We start from the raw sequence: 13,606 nt of genomic DNA, 5'->3' as shown, positions 1-13,606 counted from the left end.
TCTAAAAGTTTAGATACAAAAAAAGCCATAACAAATAAATGTTAAGGCTTTTGTACTGAAGGCGGGACTTGAACCCGCACGGGCATTACGGCCCATTGGATTTTAAGTCCAACGTGTCTACCAATTCCACCACTTCAGCGTATGTGCTTTGTTAATGACTACTTTTAAAATGAAACCTCACTCATACAAGTGAGGTTTCTTGGTACTGAAGGCGGGACTTGAACCCGCACGAGCATTACGGCTCATTGGATTTTAAGTCCAACGTGTCTACCAATTCCACCACTTCAGCATATTCTCTTTTAAAAAGGATTGAGCGAAAGACGGGATTTGAACCCGCGACCCTCACCTTGGCAAGGTGATGCTCTACCCCTGAGCTACTTTCGCGTAGTCAAAAATTATTTTAATGAACGTGCATTACTGCGAATGCGGGTGCAAATATAACATCATTTTTTTAATTACAAAACAGTTTTTGTTTTTTTTCAATTTTAATTCCAATAAAAATATATGGTGGTTCAATAAGAATGGAATATCTTTGCAGAAATTTTTAAAATTAGAAGTGGATTCTGTTTCAACTGTACATACTAAAACTTCCATAAAATCAATAGTTAAGGACTTTAAACAGTTAACGAAAGTTGGGTTGTCAATTAGTGTGGTTTTTACTTCTATTACAGGATATTTATTAGGAGCAGAATCGATTAACTATACTACAATTATTTTATTAGCTTTAGGAGGGTATTTAATGGTTGGAGCATCAAATGCGTTTAATCAAGTAATAGAAAAGGATATCGATGCAGTAATGCAACGTACCAAAAACCGTCCGTTACCTTCAGGAAGAATGTCAACAACGACAGCTTTGATTATAGCAACGTTATTTACAATTGCTGGTATTGCTATTTTATATGCTATCAATCCAAAATGTGCTTTGTTTGGAGCTATTTCTATATTCTTATATACGAGTGCATACACGCCGTTAAAAGCTATAACACCTTTGGCTGTTTTTGTAGGAGCGATTCCAGGAGCTATCCCTTTTATGTTAGGGTGGGTAGCTGCAACAGGTAAGTTTGGTATTGAAGCTGGATTTTTATTTATGATTCAGTTTTTTTGGCAGTTTCCACATTTTTGGGCAATTGGTTGGTTACAATTTGAAGAATATAATAAGGCAGGGTTGCATATGCTTCCTATGGATAAGAAAGATAAAGGGGCAGTTGTTCAGATTATCTTTTATACATGTATTATGATTTTAATGTCGATTGCACCTGTATTAAAAGTAACAGGTAACTTCTATATATACCCATTAACAGCGGTAGTTATTTTGTTATTAGGGTTACTAATGCTTTATTATGCAGTTCAATTATATAAAACAGAAAAAAACACCGATGCAAGAAAGTTAATGCTAGCAAGTGTTTTTTACATTACAATAGTACCCATTATATATGTGGTAGATAAATTTTTACACTAATGAGTGAACAAACGTTACAAGAAGAATTAAAAGTAGCCAAGCGTAAATCAGCAAAACCAATGTTGTGGATTTCCATGATTAGTATGGTGATGTTTTTTGCAGGATTAACAAGTGCTTATGTTGTTAGTATGAATCGTGAAGATTGGGTAACGTTCGATTTACCACAAGCGTTTTATATTAGTACTGTACTAATAGTATTAAGTAGTATTACGTTGTTTTTTTCTCAAAAACTATTAAAAAAAGATAACATACAAGCTTCATTTACTTTGTTGTTAGTTACGTTAGTACTTGGTTTAGGTTTTGTATGGTATCAATATGTAGGGTTTAATGAATTAAAGGCTGTAGGGCTTTATTTTACAGGGCCTGAGAGTACGGTGTCTACATCGTTTATTATAGGAATAACATTTATGCATATTTTACACTTGTTAGCAGGTGTAATAGTGCTTTTAGTTGTTATTTATAATCATTTTAAAAAGAAGTATTCTTCAACCGATATGCTTGGGTTTGAACTCGGTGCAATCTTTTGGCATTTCGTTGATGTACTATGGATTTATCTATTTTTCTTTTTCTATTTTATTAGATGATGAAAAATGCGTAATTTTGGCGCACTGATTTAACAAAAATTAACAATAAGAGATTTATGGGAGCAAATATTGCTGTAAATTCTGACAACAAAGAGACCTGGGGCGGAGGTGGTGTGAAACCATTTGGTGCTAGTTATGGTAAAATGATGATGTGGTTTTTCATCGTATCAGATGCATTAACTTTTTCGGGCTTTTTAGCAGCGTATGGTTTAACACGTTTTAAGTTTATCGACTCTTGGCCCATTGCTGATGAGGTATTTACACACTTTCCAGGATTACATGGTGTACACGCACCAATGTACTACGTAGCATTAATGACGTTTATTTTAATTGTATCGTCGGTAACTATGGTGTTAGCGGTAGATGCAGGTCATAAAATGCAAAAGAAAAAAGTAGCTTGGTATATGTTTGCTACTATCGTTTTTGGTATTATTTTCGTTGGGTCACAAGCTTGGGAATGGAAAAACTTTATTAATGGTTCATACGGAGCAGTTAAAACTACTGATAATCATATTTTACAATTTGTAAAAGACGGTCATCAAATTGCTTTAGCAGATTTTGTTCATAACGATAGAAAAGACGAAAGAGTTCAACATCAAAGAGAAAATGGATTGTGGTTTGAAAAAGAAGCAACAATTTCTCAGTATTCAGTAGCTCAGGTGCAGGAAGCTTTTAAAGCAGATCCATCTTTATTAATTAGAATTGAAAAAGTTAATCTTGAAACCAAACAAAAAATAATCTTATCTAGAGAAGAGAGTTTAGCTCATTTAGGAAAAGCTCAAATGGTAGTAGAAGGAGCCAACTTACAAGTAAACGAGTATGGTAACCCAATTTTTGCCAATTTCTTTTTCTTTATTACAGGTTTCCATGGTTTTCACGTATTTTCAGGTATAGTTCTTAACATCATTATCTTTTTTAATGTAGTGTTAGGTACGTATGAACGTAGAGGGCATTATGAGATGGTTGAAAAAGTAGGTTTATATTGGCACTTTGTAGATTTAGTTTGGGTATTTGTATTTACCTTCTTCTACTTAGTATAATCAAAAAACAATAGTAAAATGGGTCACGCACACGAATCAAATACAAAAAGAATTTGGATTGTTTTAGCAATCTTAACAATAGTAACAACAGTAGAGGTAGCTTTAGGTATTGTAAAACCAGCAGGATTACACTTACACGGATGGGGTACTAGTTGGTTAAATTGGATATTTATTATCTTAACAATTGTAAAAGCATATTATATTGCTTGGGCTTTTATGCACTTAGAAGGTGAAAAACCATGGCTTAGAAGAGCAATTGTTTGGACAGCTGTTTTCTTAATATGTTATTTAGTAACGTTAGTATTAATAGAAGGTGGTTACTTATACGATACACTAGCACCATTAGTAAAATGGTAATCATATAAAACAAAATAAAAGGTGGTGTTAACCACCTTTTTTTATACTTAAATTTATAGTAAGATGGATAAAACAAAAAGAAACATAGTATTGTTTGCACTATTTATTGTGCCGTTATTGTTTTATATATTTTTATCATTAGGAATTAATAACTTTGCTAAGTTACCTGTACTTACAGAAAATGTAATTGATATTTCTTCAATTAGTAAAAAGCATCAATTTGATAAAAGAATATCAATAGTTACCTTTTTAGGAAGTAATATAGATGAAGCTAAAGGAGAATTATTTAACCTTAATGAAAAAATATACAAACCATTTTATGGTTTTAAAGACTTTCAGTTAATTGTTATTGTTTCAGAAAAATCTAAAGAAGATGTAGAAAAACTTCAAAAAGAAATAGGAGCTTTCACAAATATGATAAAATGGAACTTTATTTTTGCTAATGATGCAGAAATAGAGGTATTATATGATAGTTTTAAAACAAATCAATCACTAGATGGAGAATTACATTCATCAAAAGCTTTTATAATTGATAAAAATGGAGGTTTAAGAGGAAGAACAGATGATGAGGATAGTGCAGGAGGTAAGTTGTTTGGTTACAATATGAAATCTGTAGCAGAACTTAATAATAAAATGAAAGACGACGTTAAAGTGGTGTTAGCAGAATATCGTTTAGCATTAAAAAAGAATAACGCAGATAGAGAAATTTAAGAAGGACTCACATGAAAAAACAAAATTATTCATACATAGGTATTTCATTGATAGTATTACTTTTTGGTATTTATGCAGTTCCAAAAATTGTAGCACACTTCCAAACAGCTAATTTGCATAAGTTTAATAAAGTACCGGATTTTGAGTTTATCAATCAAGACGGTGAAACAATTACTAATGAGGACTATGAAGGAAAAGTATATGTGGTTGAGTTCTTTTTTGCTACTTGCCCAACGATTTGTCCTTTAATGAATGCACAAATGGTTGAAATTCAAAATGAATTTATGGGAAACCCGAATTTCGGTATAGCATCATTTTCAATCACTCCAGAGATTGATACCCCACACCAATTAAAAGAATACGCTAAGAATAATGGAATAAACCATAAAAACTGGCATTTACTAACAGGCAAACCAGAGGACGTTGTATATGATTTATCAAATGAAGGTTTTAAGCTGTATGCTGGAAAAGGAGAAGCAAGCCATGGAGGATTTGAACATTCTGGGTTATTTGCATTAGTAGATAAAGACGGATATATTCGTTCACGTTATGATGAACATGGGAATCCAGTGATGTACTACCGTGCTTTAGATGAGCATAATTTTGGAAACCAAATTAGTGAGTTAAAAGAAGACATTAAGTTATTACTTAAAGAGTAAGATGAGTACAGCAGAAGAGAAAAAATATAAAAAACTTATTACTATAGTTTCTATTGTAATACCTATTGCAGTGGCGGCTTTATTTGGTGTAAAAATACCTAACGTAGAACCCTTATCTTTTTTACCACCTATTTATGCGAGTATAAATGGTTTTACGGCAGTATTGTTGGTGGCGTCGGTAGTAGCAATTAAAAAGAGAAAAAGAAAGCTGCATGAGCAGCTAAATACTACAGCAATAATCTGTTCTGCATTATTCTTAGTGATGTACGTAGCATATCATATGACTTCGGACTCTACTAAATTTGGTGGAGAAGGGATAATTAAATATGTGTATTTTTTCATTTTAATAACTCATATATTGTTATCAATAGTAATTATACCGTTTGTGTTAATTACATTTATGAGAGCTCGTTTAGGGAATTTTCCTGAACATAAAAAGATTGCAAAAATTACATTTCCACTGTGGTTATATGTAGCGGTTACAGGAGTAGTTGTTTATTTAATGATATCACCTTATTATGTTTAAAAAGATTATATTTTTAATGTTTGTTGCATTTTCGATTGATGCTTCTGCACAATGTGCAATGTGTAAGGCAGTGATTGAAGGTGGTAATGAAACTATTGCTGAAGGAGTAAATAATGGAATTACGTATTTAATGGTGTTTCCGTATATATTAGTAGGGCTATTATTTTACTTTATTTATCGTCATAAAAAGAAAGCAAAAAACTAGTATTCTTAAATCAGGAATATTTTTTGTAACATTTCTCAGTTTTAATCGTCATATAGACGCAGTAAAAATAATTTATCGTTTTTATACGTTAGAGTGTAAAATTGTTTGCTAGTTTTTCTATAATTAACAGAAAAGCAATATATTTCTACTTTTAGAAATATAAACTAACTGAGTTTAAATAAAAAATATTGATCTTTTGAAAACTAAAATTGCATTATTTGCAGCTATTTTTACTTCTATAGCTGTTTTTTCACAAAAACAATGGACACTTAAAGAGTGTGTAGATTACGCCTTAAAAAATAATATAACAGTTAAGCAAAATCGCTTAAACGTTCAATTGGCTGAAAAAGATGTTGAAATATCTAAAGGAAACTTTTTGCCTGATTTAAACGCTTCATCTAGCGCTGGTTTTAGTTCTGGTTTATCACCAGACCAAACTGGGGTTTTAAAGAATACTCAGAATTTCAATTCTTCATTTGGACTATCAACTAGAGGAACTATTTTTAATGGATTTAGAAACTTAAATCAAAAAAAGCAGGCACAATTAAATGTAAAAGGAAGTGAGCTGGACTTGGCTAAAATAGAAAATGATATTTCTTTAAATGTAGTAAATGAATACTTAAATGTGTTGTTTGCAAAAGAAAACTTATCGGTTGCAACAGTTCAAGCAGAGATTAGTAAAAAACAAATAGAAAGAGCAAGAGCTCAGTTTGAAGGAGGAGTAATTCCAAAAGGAGATTTATTAAATGTTGAGTCAACAGCTGCAAGTGATGTTCAGAATGTTGTAGTGCAGGAAAATACATTAAGTATAGCACTATTAAGATTAAGCCAACTATTACAGATTTCATCAGAAGACTTTGATGTAGCAGATATTGAAGTGGGAACTCCTTCGGCAGCATTGCTATATGAAAATTCTAACGTAGTATATGAAAAAGCTTTATCTGCTTGGCCAGATATAGAAAGAGCTAAGTTAGATGTAAGTAATGCCGACTTAAATATTAAGTTAGAAAAAGGAGCTTACTTACCCAACTTGTCTTATTCAATAGGAGCAAGTAGTTCTTACTTTCATCAGTTTAATAACCTATTCCCAGGTCAAACTAATGCCTACTTTTTTAAACAAACAAAAGATAGAATTAGATATAATTTAGGCTTGTCACTTAATATCCCAATCTTTAATCGTTTTCAAACAAAAAACAGAGTAAAAAAATCTGTTATAAATAAAGAAGTTTCTCAACTTGCTCTTGAAAATCAAAAACTACAACTACAACAAGAAATAGAAAGCGCTTTTTTAGATGCAAAAGCAGCAGCTAAGACATATGAAGTGGCACAGATATCATTAGAGGCTCAAAAAGAAGCATTTAAAAATGCTCAGGTAAGTTATGATTACGGATCAATGACTCAATTCGATTTTGATCAAGTACGTAATCGATTAGTAAATGCAGAAGGAGCAATGATTAGAGCTAAATACGATTTTGTATTTAAAACGAAAGTATTGAAATTTTACTACGGAGAGTCAATCGTTGACTAACTAAGAAAGATATATTTATTGTTGGAAGAGCCTTGTTAGAATTTTACTAATGAGGTTTTTCTTTATAATGTATCTTTGTCAAAAAATAAATTTCAGATTTGGCAACAATCTTACATATAGAAACGGCAACTAAAAACTGCTCGGTTAGCGTAGCAGAAAAAGGAGAGCTCTTAGCAATACAAGAATTAAATGATGGTAACTATTCACATGCCGAAAAGTTACATCCGTTTATTCAGCAGGTAATGCAAGAAGCAAAACTTTCTTTTAGTAATATTGATGCTGTAGCAGTTAGTAAAGGTCCAGGTTCTTACACAGGATTACGTATTGGGGTTTCGGCAGCAAAAGGATTGTGTTTTGCATTTGATAAACCTTTAATATCTATTGAAACGTTGCAATCTTTGGCGTATAAAGTAAATATTGAAGAAGGAGTTATTATACCAATGCTTGATGCACGTCGTATGGAAGTATATGCAGCTGTGTATAATTTTAAATACGAACAGGTAAGAGATATAAAAGCTGAAATTATAGATGAAAACTCTTTTGAAGAATATTTGTCTAAGGGGAAAGTATATTTTTTAGGTGATGGAGCAGAAAAATGTAAAGAAGTTATTACGCACGAAAATGCAGTTTTTATTGACGGAGAGTTTCCTTCAGGAAAAGAAATGGTAAAGTTAAGTTTTGATAAATACAAAAAAAACGACATCGAAGATGTCGCTTATTTTGAACCTTTCTATCTAAAAGATTTTGTAGTCACGCCTGAAAAAAAACGTTAACCCTCTTTGTGAATTTCAACAGAGTGTGGGTAAGGAATTTCAATTCCAGCGTTATCTAAGGCAATTTTAGTGTTTTCAGTTGTGTCGAAGTAAACAGACCAGTAATCTTCTGTTTTAGACCAAGGTCTAACAGCAAAATTCACAGAACTATCTGCCAATTCAGATACACTTACTGTAGGGGCAGGATCTTTTAATACTTTTGGGTGTGAGGTAATAACATCCATTAATATTTCTTTAGTTTGTTTAATATCTGCATCGTAAGAAACACCAAAAGTTAAATCTACCCTACGTGTACCTTCGGCAGAGTAATTAACAATGTTCCCATTAGATAAAGAACCATTAGGTATAATTATTTCTTTATTAGATAAGCCTGTAAGTTTAGTAGTGAAAATTTCTATTTCTTTTACAACACCAATTTCTCCTTGAGCCTCTATCAAATCGCCAATTTTAAAAGGTTTAAAAAGCATAATTAAAACACCTCCGGCAAAATTACCCAAAGAACCTTGTAAAGCTAAACCAACAGCTAAACCAGCAGAGGCTAAGATAGCAGCAAATGACGTGGTTTCAACCCCTAGTTTTGCTATTACTGTGATTATTAAAAGGATTTTTAATGTCCAATGCAGTAAATTAATTAGGAATTTTTGTAGTGTAACATCTACTTCTCTTTTAACCATTATTTTTTTGGTAGCTCTAAGTAGTAGGCTAATAATATAAGAACCTACGATGTAAATAATAATAGCCATAATCGCTTTTGGAGCGTAGGTGATTATTAAATCTTGAAAATTTTCTAAATACTTTTCCATTTCTTATGGTAAATTTTAGTTGTTAATAAATGATTTTAGTTAGTAGTAGTTGGTTTTTATAGTATAAGACAAACTAATCCTAATAAGGCAGGTATAGATTGGATGACAAAAATACGAGGTTTTTTTGTAGAAAAAGAACCATAAGCACCAGCAATAAAAACACAAATTAGAAAAAATATAGCAACATCAGTTTTTTCGGATAAAATAGACCAAATTAAGCCAGCAGCGAGGAAACCATTATATAGACCTTGGTTGGCAGCTAATACTTTTGTTTCTTCAGCAAAACTCTCAGATTTTAAACCGAAAGTTTTTATTCCTTTTGGGGTAGTCCATAATAGCATTTCTAATATTAGAATGTATAAGTGGATGAAAGCAACTATTGATAAAAGGATATATTGTAAGATGTTCATATATAAAATAAAGGTAAAATATGCGGTTTAGATAGTTATCAAAACCGCATGTAATAGTTAGTATGTATTAAGGTTACTTTACTTCAAAAGTTACTTTTAGGTTTACTCTAAATTCGGTTACTTCATCATTATTTACAACTACACTTTGTGATTGTACAAAAGCAGATTTAATTCCTTTTACTGATTTAGAAGCTTGTTTAATGGCCTTTTTAGTGGCGTCTTCCCAATTTTTTTCAGAATTAGCTAAAATTTCAATTACTTTCATTACTGCCATAATAATTTTTTTAAAGGTTAATACATGTAAATATAAGGTTTTAAAAATGTTTTTTAGCTAATGAAGAATTGTTGAAAGTATCCAATGTTAATTTAATGTTATGTAAATGTTTCAAATATGTAAATTTTTTGTATATTTGTGTTAACAGGTATTAACTTTAAAAGATTTAGATTATGAAAAAATTAATAATAGCAGCTTGTGTATTGTCCGTATCTTTTTTACAAGCTCAGGACATAGAACCAAAATATGAAGTTGAGGGTGATTTAGTAAAAGCCACTTATTTTTATAAGGACGGTACTATTAAAGAGCAAGGTTTTTTCAAAGATAAAAAGTTAACAGGTACTTGGACTTCTTTTGATAAGAAGGGGAATAAAGTAGCTATTGGTCATTATGAAGTAGGAAAAAAAGTAGGTAAATGGTTTATGTGGAAAGAAGATGGATTGAAAGAAATTGATTTTAAAGATAATGCCATAGCAAGCGTGCAAACTTGGAAGGAAGAGACCAAAATGGCAGTGAAATAAGTTAATATTTTGCAGAATAAGAGAATTAGACCGAGTATTTTATATACTCGGTTTTTTATTTTCTACCAAAATCAGCAGGAATTTCGCCCCAAGCTTTAGTTTCCCACTTTAACAATGGGTTTTTAAATGAGTTTTGTTGTAACCAGGTTTCAGCACGTCTAATTAAGTCTAAAATATCTTTATTAGAGCTATCAAATGTAATATTGGTTCTGCATTGCTTCTTTTTAACCCAGCTCATAGCTATTTTAGAATCCGAATAAATTGGGAGAGAATCCATGTTTTTACTTTTTAACAAAGCAATTCCATGCACAAGAGCTAAGAACTCACCAATATTATTAGTACCGTTCTTAAATGGTCCCATTTTAAATATTTCTTTCTTATTATGAGTTAAAACACCTCTGTATTCCATCAAACCAGGGTTTCCTGCACAAGCAGCATCAACAGATATACTTTCTAAAATAGGAGAACCATATTTGGCTTTTTCCTCCAGAGAAAGCGTTGTTTTTTTAGTGTCTTTTCCTCTATACTCGTTATAACTCTTCTTTAATGCTAATTCAGCTTCTTTTTTATCAGTAAAGGCCTTGTATTGTGCACCAGTAAATCCGTCAATTTGTTTTTTACAAGCACTCCATGATGAAAAAACACCAGTTTTTTTTCCTTTCCAGACTACATAATACTTTTTTTTCTTACCCATTCTGTAGTATTACCTCTTCAATAATCTTAGGAAAATGTTCATACTCTAATTCATGAACTTTTTGAGCAATGGTTTCAGGAGTATCTTCAGAAGAAACAGCCGTTTTGGCTTGGTAGACAATAGCTCCTTCATCATAATTTTCATTCACATAATGAATGGTAATGCCTGTTTCAGTTTCATTATTTTCTTTTACAGCTTTGTGTACATTCATGCCGTACATTCCTTTTCCTCCATATTTTGGCAACAATGCTGGGTGTATATTGATTATTTTATTAGGAAAAGCTTCTACAATTTTAGAAGGAATACGCCATAAAAACCCCGCTAACACTATAATATCAGCTTCAGCGAGTAAAAAGTTTAAAACAGTGTCATCTTTGCTAAAGCTCTCTTTGTCAAATAAAGAAGCGTCAATATTTAATCGTTCACAACGATCAAAAACTTTGGCACGTTGGTTGTTAGAAAGCACATGAGTAACAGTCGCAGTTTTAGTTGAATTAAAGTATTTTATGATGTTTTCGGCATTAGAACCCGAACCAGAAGCAAAAATTACGATGCGTTTCATGTTAAAATTTAGTTGTTTTGTTACTACAAAAAAAAGAATAATTATTAACAATGGTGGTGTTTGTAGCAAAATATTCAGGTATTTTTTTTATTTTAGACATCACATTTTTGAGCAAAAGTTAGAATTAATAACTAAGATTTGTATTTTTGCCACGATTTTAAATTTTAAAACAAACAAATTATGTCAGACATTGCATCAAGAGTAAAAGCAATTATCGTAGACAAATTAGGAGTAGACGATAACGAAGTAACTAACGAAGCAAGCTTCACAAACGATTTAGGAGCAGATTCTTTAGATACGGTTGAGTTAATCATGGAATTCGAAAAAGAATTTGATATTCAAATTCCAGATGATCAAGCAGAAAACATTGGTACTGTAGGTCAAGCGGTTAGCTATATTGAAGACGCAAAAAAATAAGATTATATGCAATTAAAACGAGTTGTAGTAACTGGACTTGGCGCATTAACGCCAATAGGAAACAATAAAGAAGAGTATTGGAATAGCTTGGTTAACGGAGTTAGCGGAGCAGCACCTATAACGTATTTTGATGCTGCCAAGTTCAAAACTCGTTTCGCATGTGAGCTTAAAGATTTTAACGCGACCGATTTTATAAACAGAAAAGAGGCGCGTAAAATGGATAAATTTACGCAGTATGCGATGGTTGCTTCTGATGAAGCAATTGCCGATGCTAAATTAAACCTTGATGATGTTGATAAATTAAGAGTTGGCGTTATTTGGGGAGCTGGTATTGGAGGATTAGAAACATTTCAAAATGAAGTATTGAATTATGCTGAAGGAGATGGTTCACCTCGTTTCAATCCATTCTTTATTCCAAAAATGATTGCAGATATTGCTCCTGGGAATATTTCTATTAAAAATGGATTTATGGGGCCAAATTATACTACGGTATCTGCCTGTGCATCATCGGCTAATGCTATGATTGATGCTTTAAATTATATTCGACTAGGTCATTGTGATGTAGTTGTAACTGGTGGTAGTGAAGCTGCTGTTACAATTGCAGGGATGGGTGGTTTTAATGCTATGCATGCCTTATCTACTAGAAATGAAAGTCCAGAAACAGCTTCAAGGCCTTTTGATGCTGAACGTGATGGGTTTGTTTTAGGAGAAGGAGCAGGTGCAATAGTCTTAGAAGAATATGAACATGCTAAAGCTCGTGGAGCTAAAATTTACGCAGAAGTTATAGGTGGAGGAATGTCTTCTGATGCTTACCATATGACAGCACCTCACCCTGACGGAATTGGTGTAATTGCAGTAATGAAAAACTGTCTTGAAAATGCTGGGATAAAACCAGAAGACGTAGACCACATCAACACCCACGGTACTTCAACCCCTTTAGGAGATGTTGCAGAATTAAAAGCAATCTCTGAAGTTTTTGGAGATCATGCTAAAAGTATTAATATCAACTCGACAAAGTCTATGACAGGGCATTTGTTAGGTGCTGCTGGTGCTATTGAAGCAATTGCTTCTTTATTAGCAATGGAACACGGTGTTGTTCCTCCAACGATTAATCATACTAATGTTGATGAAAACATCAACCCAGAGTTAAACTTAACGTTAAACAAAGCTCAGAAAAGAGAGATTAAAGTTGCAATGAGCAATACATTTGGTTTTGGTGGTCATAATGCTTGTGTAGCCTTTAGAAAACTAGATTAATCTTTTATGAACTTCCTTCGTAGAATTGTTAAACCCCAAAATAAAGAGGATGAAAACTTCTACTACGAATTAAAAGAACTGCTTAATTTTAAACCAATTAAGTTATCGTATTATAAAAAAGCATTTACGCACAGATCTTTAAAATTAGTAGATAGTAAAGGACACCCTGTTAACTACGAACGTTTAGAGTTTTTAGGAGATGCTATTTTAGGTACAGTTATAGCTTCTTACCTGTTTAAAAAAGTACCTGAAGGAGATGAAGGGTATTTAACGCAAATGCGTTCTAAGATTGTAAGTAGAGAACACTTAAATAGTTTAGGTAAAGACCTTGAGCTAATTAGGTTTATAAAAAGTAATATTTCTAAAGAACATGTTAGTAATAACATTCATGGAAATATTTTTGAAGCTCTAGTAGGTGCAATATATTTAGATAGAGGGTACAATTATTGTCATCAGTTTATTTATGAACAAGTAATAATGCCCTACGTAGATATTGAACGCTTGGAAGGAAAAATATCTAGTTATAAAGGTTTTGTTATAGAGTGGTGTCAAAAGCAAAAGAAAAAGTATAAGTTTGAATCATACGAAGATTCAGGAAATCAAAGTAAGAAACACTTCAGTGTTCGGGTTAGTATAGATGGTAACATCATAGCTAAGGGTAGAGCAACGTCTAAGAAAAAAGCAGAGGAAATTGCAGCAAAAAGAGTATATTTTGCTATGCAAAAGCAAATGTTAAATTCTTAACACGTAAACAAAAAACGTTTTCGTAAATTTTACATAGTATTTTCTATACATTCATTAATTTAGCAAAAACAAATAATTGTTT

The 13,606-nt window shown here is 32.0% G+C and carries 19 protein-coding genes and 3 tRNA genes; 14 read left to right on the top strand and 8 right to left on the bottom strand.

The window, feature by feature from the left end:
* Positions 1-53 precede the first annotated feature (53 nt).
* From MK851_RS00635 to MK851_RS00625, 3 genes are all read right to left on the bottom strand, one after another.
* A tRNA-Leu gene (locus MK851_RS00635) sits at positions 54-139 on the bottom strand.
* A gap of 61 nt (positions 140-200) precedes the next feature.
* A tRNA-Leu gene (locus tag MK851_RS00630) sits at positions 201-289 on the bottom strand.
* A gap of 23 nt (positions 290-312) precedes the next feature.
* Positions 313-384: transfer RNA gene (locus MK851_RS00625), tRNA-Gly, on the bottom strand.
* Positions 385-556: 172 nt separating this feature from the next.
* Between MK851_RS00625 and cyoE the strand changes: the two genes are divergently transcribed.
* The 10 genes from cyoE to tsaB all read left to right on the top strand — a co-directional run bounded on the left by cyoE (position 557) and on the right by tsaB (position 7,842).
* Complete coding sequence (cyoE, locus tag MK851_RS00620) at positions 557-1,459, top strand: heme o synthase (protein ID WP_303506046.1); 903 nt, start codon at positions 557-559, stop codon at positions 1,457-1,459.
* Positions 1,459-2,043, top strand: a complete 585-nt coding sequence (locus tag MK851_RS00615) for a heme-copper oxidase subunit III (RefSeq protein WP_115899441.1) — start codon at positions 1,459-1,461, stop codon at positions 2,041-2,043. Before cyoE ends, MK851_RS00615 begins: the two co-directional genes overlap by 1 nt.
* 56 nt (positions 2,044-2,099) lie before the next feature.
* The gene (locus tag MK851_RS00610) at positions 2,100-3,083 is read left to right on the top strand and encodes a cytochrome c oxidase subunit 3 (RefSeq protein ID WP_303505773.1); all 984 of its coding nucleotides are present in this window, start codon (positions 2,100-2,102) and stop codon (positions 3,081-3,083) included.
* Positions 3,084-3,101: 18 nt separating this feature from the next.
* Positions 3,102-3,440 carry a cytochrome C oxidase subunit IV family protein gene (locus MK851_RS00605; RefSeq protein WP_115899439.1) on the top strand — a complete coding sequence of 113 codons (339 nt, stop codon included), beginning with the start codon at positions 3,102-3,104 and terminating at the stop codon, positions 3,438-3,440.
* A 63-nt stretch (positions 3,441-3,503) separates the two neighbouring features.
* Positions 3,504-4,151: a hypothetical protein gene (locus MK851_RS00600; protein WP_320240590.1), complete on the top strand. Its 648-nt coding sequence runs from the start codon at positions 3,504-3,506 to the stop codon at positions 4,149-4,151.
* A gap of 11 nt (positions 4,152-4,162) precedes the next feature.
* Positions 4,163-4,810 (top strand): SCO family protein, encoded by a 648-nt coding sequence (locus MK851_RS00595; RefSeq protein WP_320240588.1) that lies wholly within the window; start codon positions 4,163-4,165, stop codon positions 4,808-4,810.
* Between the two features lies 1 nt (position 4,811).
* On the top strand, positions 4,812-5,336 hold the full coding sequence (locus MK851_RS00590; protein ID WP_320240586.1) for a DUF420 domain-containing protein: 525 nt from the start codon (positions 4,812-4,814) through the stop codon (positions 5,334-5,336).
* Positions 5,337-5,352: 16 nt separating this feature from the next.
* The gene (locus MK851_RS00585) at positions 5,353-5,541 is read left to right on the top strand and encodes a hypothetical protein (protein ID WP_303505767.1); all 189 of its coding nucleotides are present in this window, start codon (positions 5,353-5,355) and stop codon (positions 5,539-5,541) included.
* Between the two features lie 196 nt (positions 5,542-5,737).
* Positions 5,738-7,069, top strand: coding sequence for a TolC family protein (locus MK851_RS00580; RefSeq protein WP_320240584.1), 1,332 nt, complete (start codon positions 5,738-5,740; stop codon positions 7,067-7,069).
* 98 nt (positions 7,070-7,167) lie between these two features.
* Positions 7,168-7,842: a tRNA (adenosine(37)-N6)-threonylcarbamoyltransferase complex dimerization subunit type 1 TsaB gene (gene tsaB / locus MK851_RS00575; RefSeq protein WP_320240582.1), complete on the top strand. Its 675-nt coding sequence runs from the start codon at positions 7,168-7,170 to the stop codon at positions 7,840-7,842.
* Here the strand turns inward: tsaB and MK851_RS00570 are convergent.
* From MK851_RS00570 to MK851_RS00560, 3 genes are all read right to left on the bottom strand, one after another.
* A complete protein-coding gene (locus MK851_RS00570; protein ID WP_320240580.1) occupies positions 7,839-8,645 on the bottom strand; it encodes a mechanosensitive ion channel family protein in 807 nt (268 codons plus the stop codon). The genes tsaB and MK851_RS00570 overlap by 4 nt on opposite strands.
* A 56-nt stretch (positions 8,646-8,701) precedes the next feature.
* On the bottom strand, positions 8,702-9,055 hold the full coding sequence (locus tag MK851_RS00565; protein ID WP_320240578.1) for a DUF1304 domain-containing protein: 354 nt from the start codon (positions 9,053-9,055) through the stop codon (positions 8,702-8,704).
* Positions 9,056-9,128: 73 nt separating this feature from the next.
* Positions 9,129-9,329 carry a dodecin family protein gene (locus MK851_RS00560; protein ID WP_303505762.1) on the bottom strand — a complete coding sequence of 67 codons (201 nt, stop codon included), beginning with the start codon at positions 9,327-9,329 and terminating at the stop codon, positions 9,129-9,131.
* Positions 9,330-9,502: 173 nt separating this feature from the next.
* On the opposite strand from MK851_RS00560, the gene MK851_RS00555 reads away from it, so the two are divergent.
* On the top strand, positions 9,503-9,850 hold the full coding sequence (locus MK851_RS00555; RefSeq protein WP_303505761.1) for a toxin-antitoxin system YwqK family antitoxin: 348 nt from the start codon (positions 9,503-9,505) through the stop codon (positions 9,848-9,850).
* 55 nt (positions 9,851-9,905) lie between these two features.
* On the opposite strand, the gene MK851_RS00550 is transcribed toward MK851_RS00555, so the two are convergent.
* Together MK851_RS00550 and MK851_RS00545 are read right to left on the bottom strand one after the other, a co-directional pair.
* On the bottom strand, positions 9,906-10,544 hold the full coding sequence (locus tag MK851_RS00550) for a ribonuclease H family protein (protein WP_303505760.1): 639 nt from the start codon (positions 10,542-10,544) through the stop codon (positions 9,906-9,908).
* Positions 10,537-11,106: a phosphoribosylglycinamide formyltransferase gene (locus MK851_RS00545; RefSeq protein ID WP_320240574.1), complete on the bottom strand. Its 570-nt coding sequence runs from the start codon at positions 11,104-11,106 to the stop codon at positions 10,537-10,539. Before MK851_RS00545 ends, MK851_RS00550 begins: the two co-directional genes overlap by 8 nt.
* A 180-nt stretch (positions 11,107-11,286) precedes the next feature.
* Here MK851_RS00545 and MK851_RS00540 point away from each other — a divergent pair, with 180 nt between their 5' ends.
* Genes MK851_RS00540 through rnc form a run of 3 tightly spaced genes read left to right on the top strand, consistent with a single transcriptional unit; the run spans position 11,287 to position 13,524 of the window.
* Positions 11,287-11,523, top strand: coding sequence for an acyl carrier protein (locus tag MK851_RS00540; RefSeq protein WP_093871978.1), 237 nt, complete (start codon positions 11,287-11,289; stop codon positions 11,521-11,523).
* Between the two features lie 6 nt (positions 11,524-11,529).
* Positions 11,530-12,780, top strand: a complete 1,251-nt coding sequence (gene fabF, locus MK851_RS00535) for a beta-ketoacyl-ACP synthase II (RefSeq protein ID WP_320240569.1) — start codon at positions 11,530-11,532, stop codon at positions 12,778-12,780.
* A 6-nt stretch (positions 12,781-12,786) separates the two neighbouring features.
* The gene (rnc, locus tag MK851_RS00530) at positions 12,787-13,524 is read left to right on the top strand and encodes a ribonuclease III (RefSeq protein ID WP_115899425.1); all 738 of its coding nucleotides are present in this window, start codon (positions 12,787-12,789) and stop codon (positions 13,522-13,524) included.
* The last annotated feature ends 82 nt before the right edge of the window (positions 13,525-13,606 follow it).

The sequence above is a fragment of the Tenacibaculum sp. 1B UA genome, from assembly GCF_033978845.1.
Lineage (GTDB): Bacteria > Bacteroidota > Bacteroidia > Flavobacteriales > Flavobacteriaceae > Polaribacter.
This window is presented reverse-complemented; position numbering and strand designations above follow the sequence as displayed.

Bases quoted from the DNA above. Each gene is read 5' to 3' on its own strand.
- MK851_RS00560 (WP_303505762.1), bottom strand. From the start codon at position 9,329: ATGGCAGTAATGAAAGTAATTGAAATTTTAGCTAATTCTGAAAAAAAT.
- fabF (WP_320240569.1), top strand. From the start codon at position 11,530: ATGCAATTAAAACGAGTTGTAGTAACTGGACTTGGCGCATTAACGCCA.
- MK851_RS00590 (WP_320240586.1), top strand. From the start codon at position 4,812: ATGAGTACAGCAGAAGAGAAAAAATATAAAAAACTTATTACTATAGTT.
- MK851_RS00595 (WP_320240588.1), top strand. From the start codon at position 4,163: ATGAAAAAACAAAATTATTCATACATAGGTATTTCATTGATAGTATTA.
- MK851_RS00605 (WP_115899439.1), top strand. From the start codon at position 3,102: ATGGGTCACGCACACGAATCAAATACAAAAAGAATTTGGATTGTTTTA.
- MK851_RS00555 (WP_303505761.1), top strand. From the start codon at position 9,503: ATGAAAAAATTAATAATAGCAGCTTGTGTATTGTCCGTATCTTTTTTA.
- MK851_RS00570 (WP_320240580.1), bottom strand. From the start codon at position 8,645: ATGGAAAAGTATTTAGAAAATTTTCAAGATTTAATAATCACCTACGCT.
- MK851_RS00615 (WP_115899441.1), top strand. From the start codon at position 1,459: ATGAGTGAACAAACGTTACAAGAAGAATTAAAAGTAGCCAAGCGTAAA.
- MK851_RS00545 (WP_320240574.1), bottom strand. From the start codon at position 11,106: ATGAAACGCATCGTAATTTTTGCTTCTGGTTCGGGTTCTAATGCCGAA.
- MK851_RS00540 (WP_093871978.1), top strand. From the start codon at position 11,287: ATGTCAGACATTGCATCAAGAGTAAAAGCAATTATCGTAGACAAATTA.
- MK851_RS00565 (WP_320240578.1), bottom strand. From the start codon at position 9,055: ATGAACATCTTACAATATATCCTTTTATCAATAGTTGCTTTCATCCAC.
- MK851_RS00600 (WP_320240590.1), top strand. From the start codon at position 3,504: ATGGATAAAACAAAAAGAAACATAGTATTGTTTGCACTATTTATTGTG.
- MK851_RS00550 (WP_303505760.1), bottom strand. From the start codon at position 10,544: ATGGGTAAGAAAAAAAAGTATTATGTAGTCTGGAAAGGAAAAAAAACT.
- MK851_RS00585 (WP_303505767.1), top strand. From the start codon at position 5,353: ATGTTTGTTGCATTTTCGATTGATGCTTCTGCACAATGTGCAATGTGT.
- rnc (WP_115899425.1), top strand. From the start codon at position 12,787: ATGAACTTCCTTCGTAGAATTGTTAAACCCCAAAATAAAGAGGATGAA.
- MK851_RS00610 (WP_303505773.1), top strand. From the start codon at position 2,100: ATGGGAGCAAATATTGCTGTAAATTCTGACAACAAAGAGACCTGGGGC.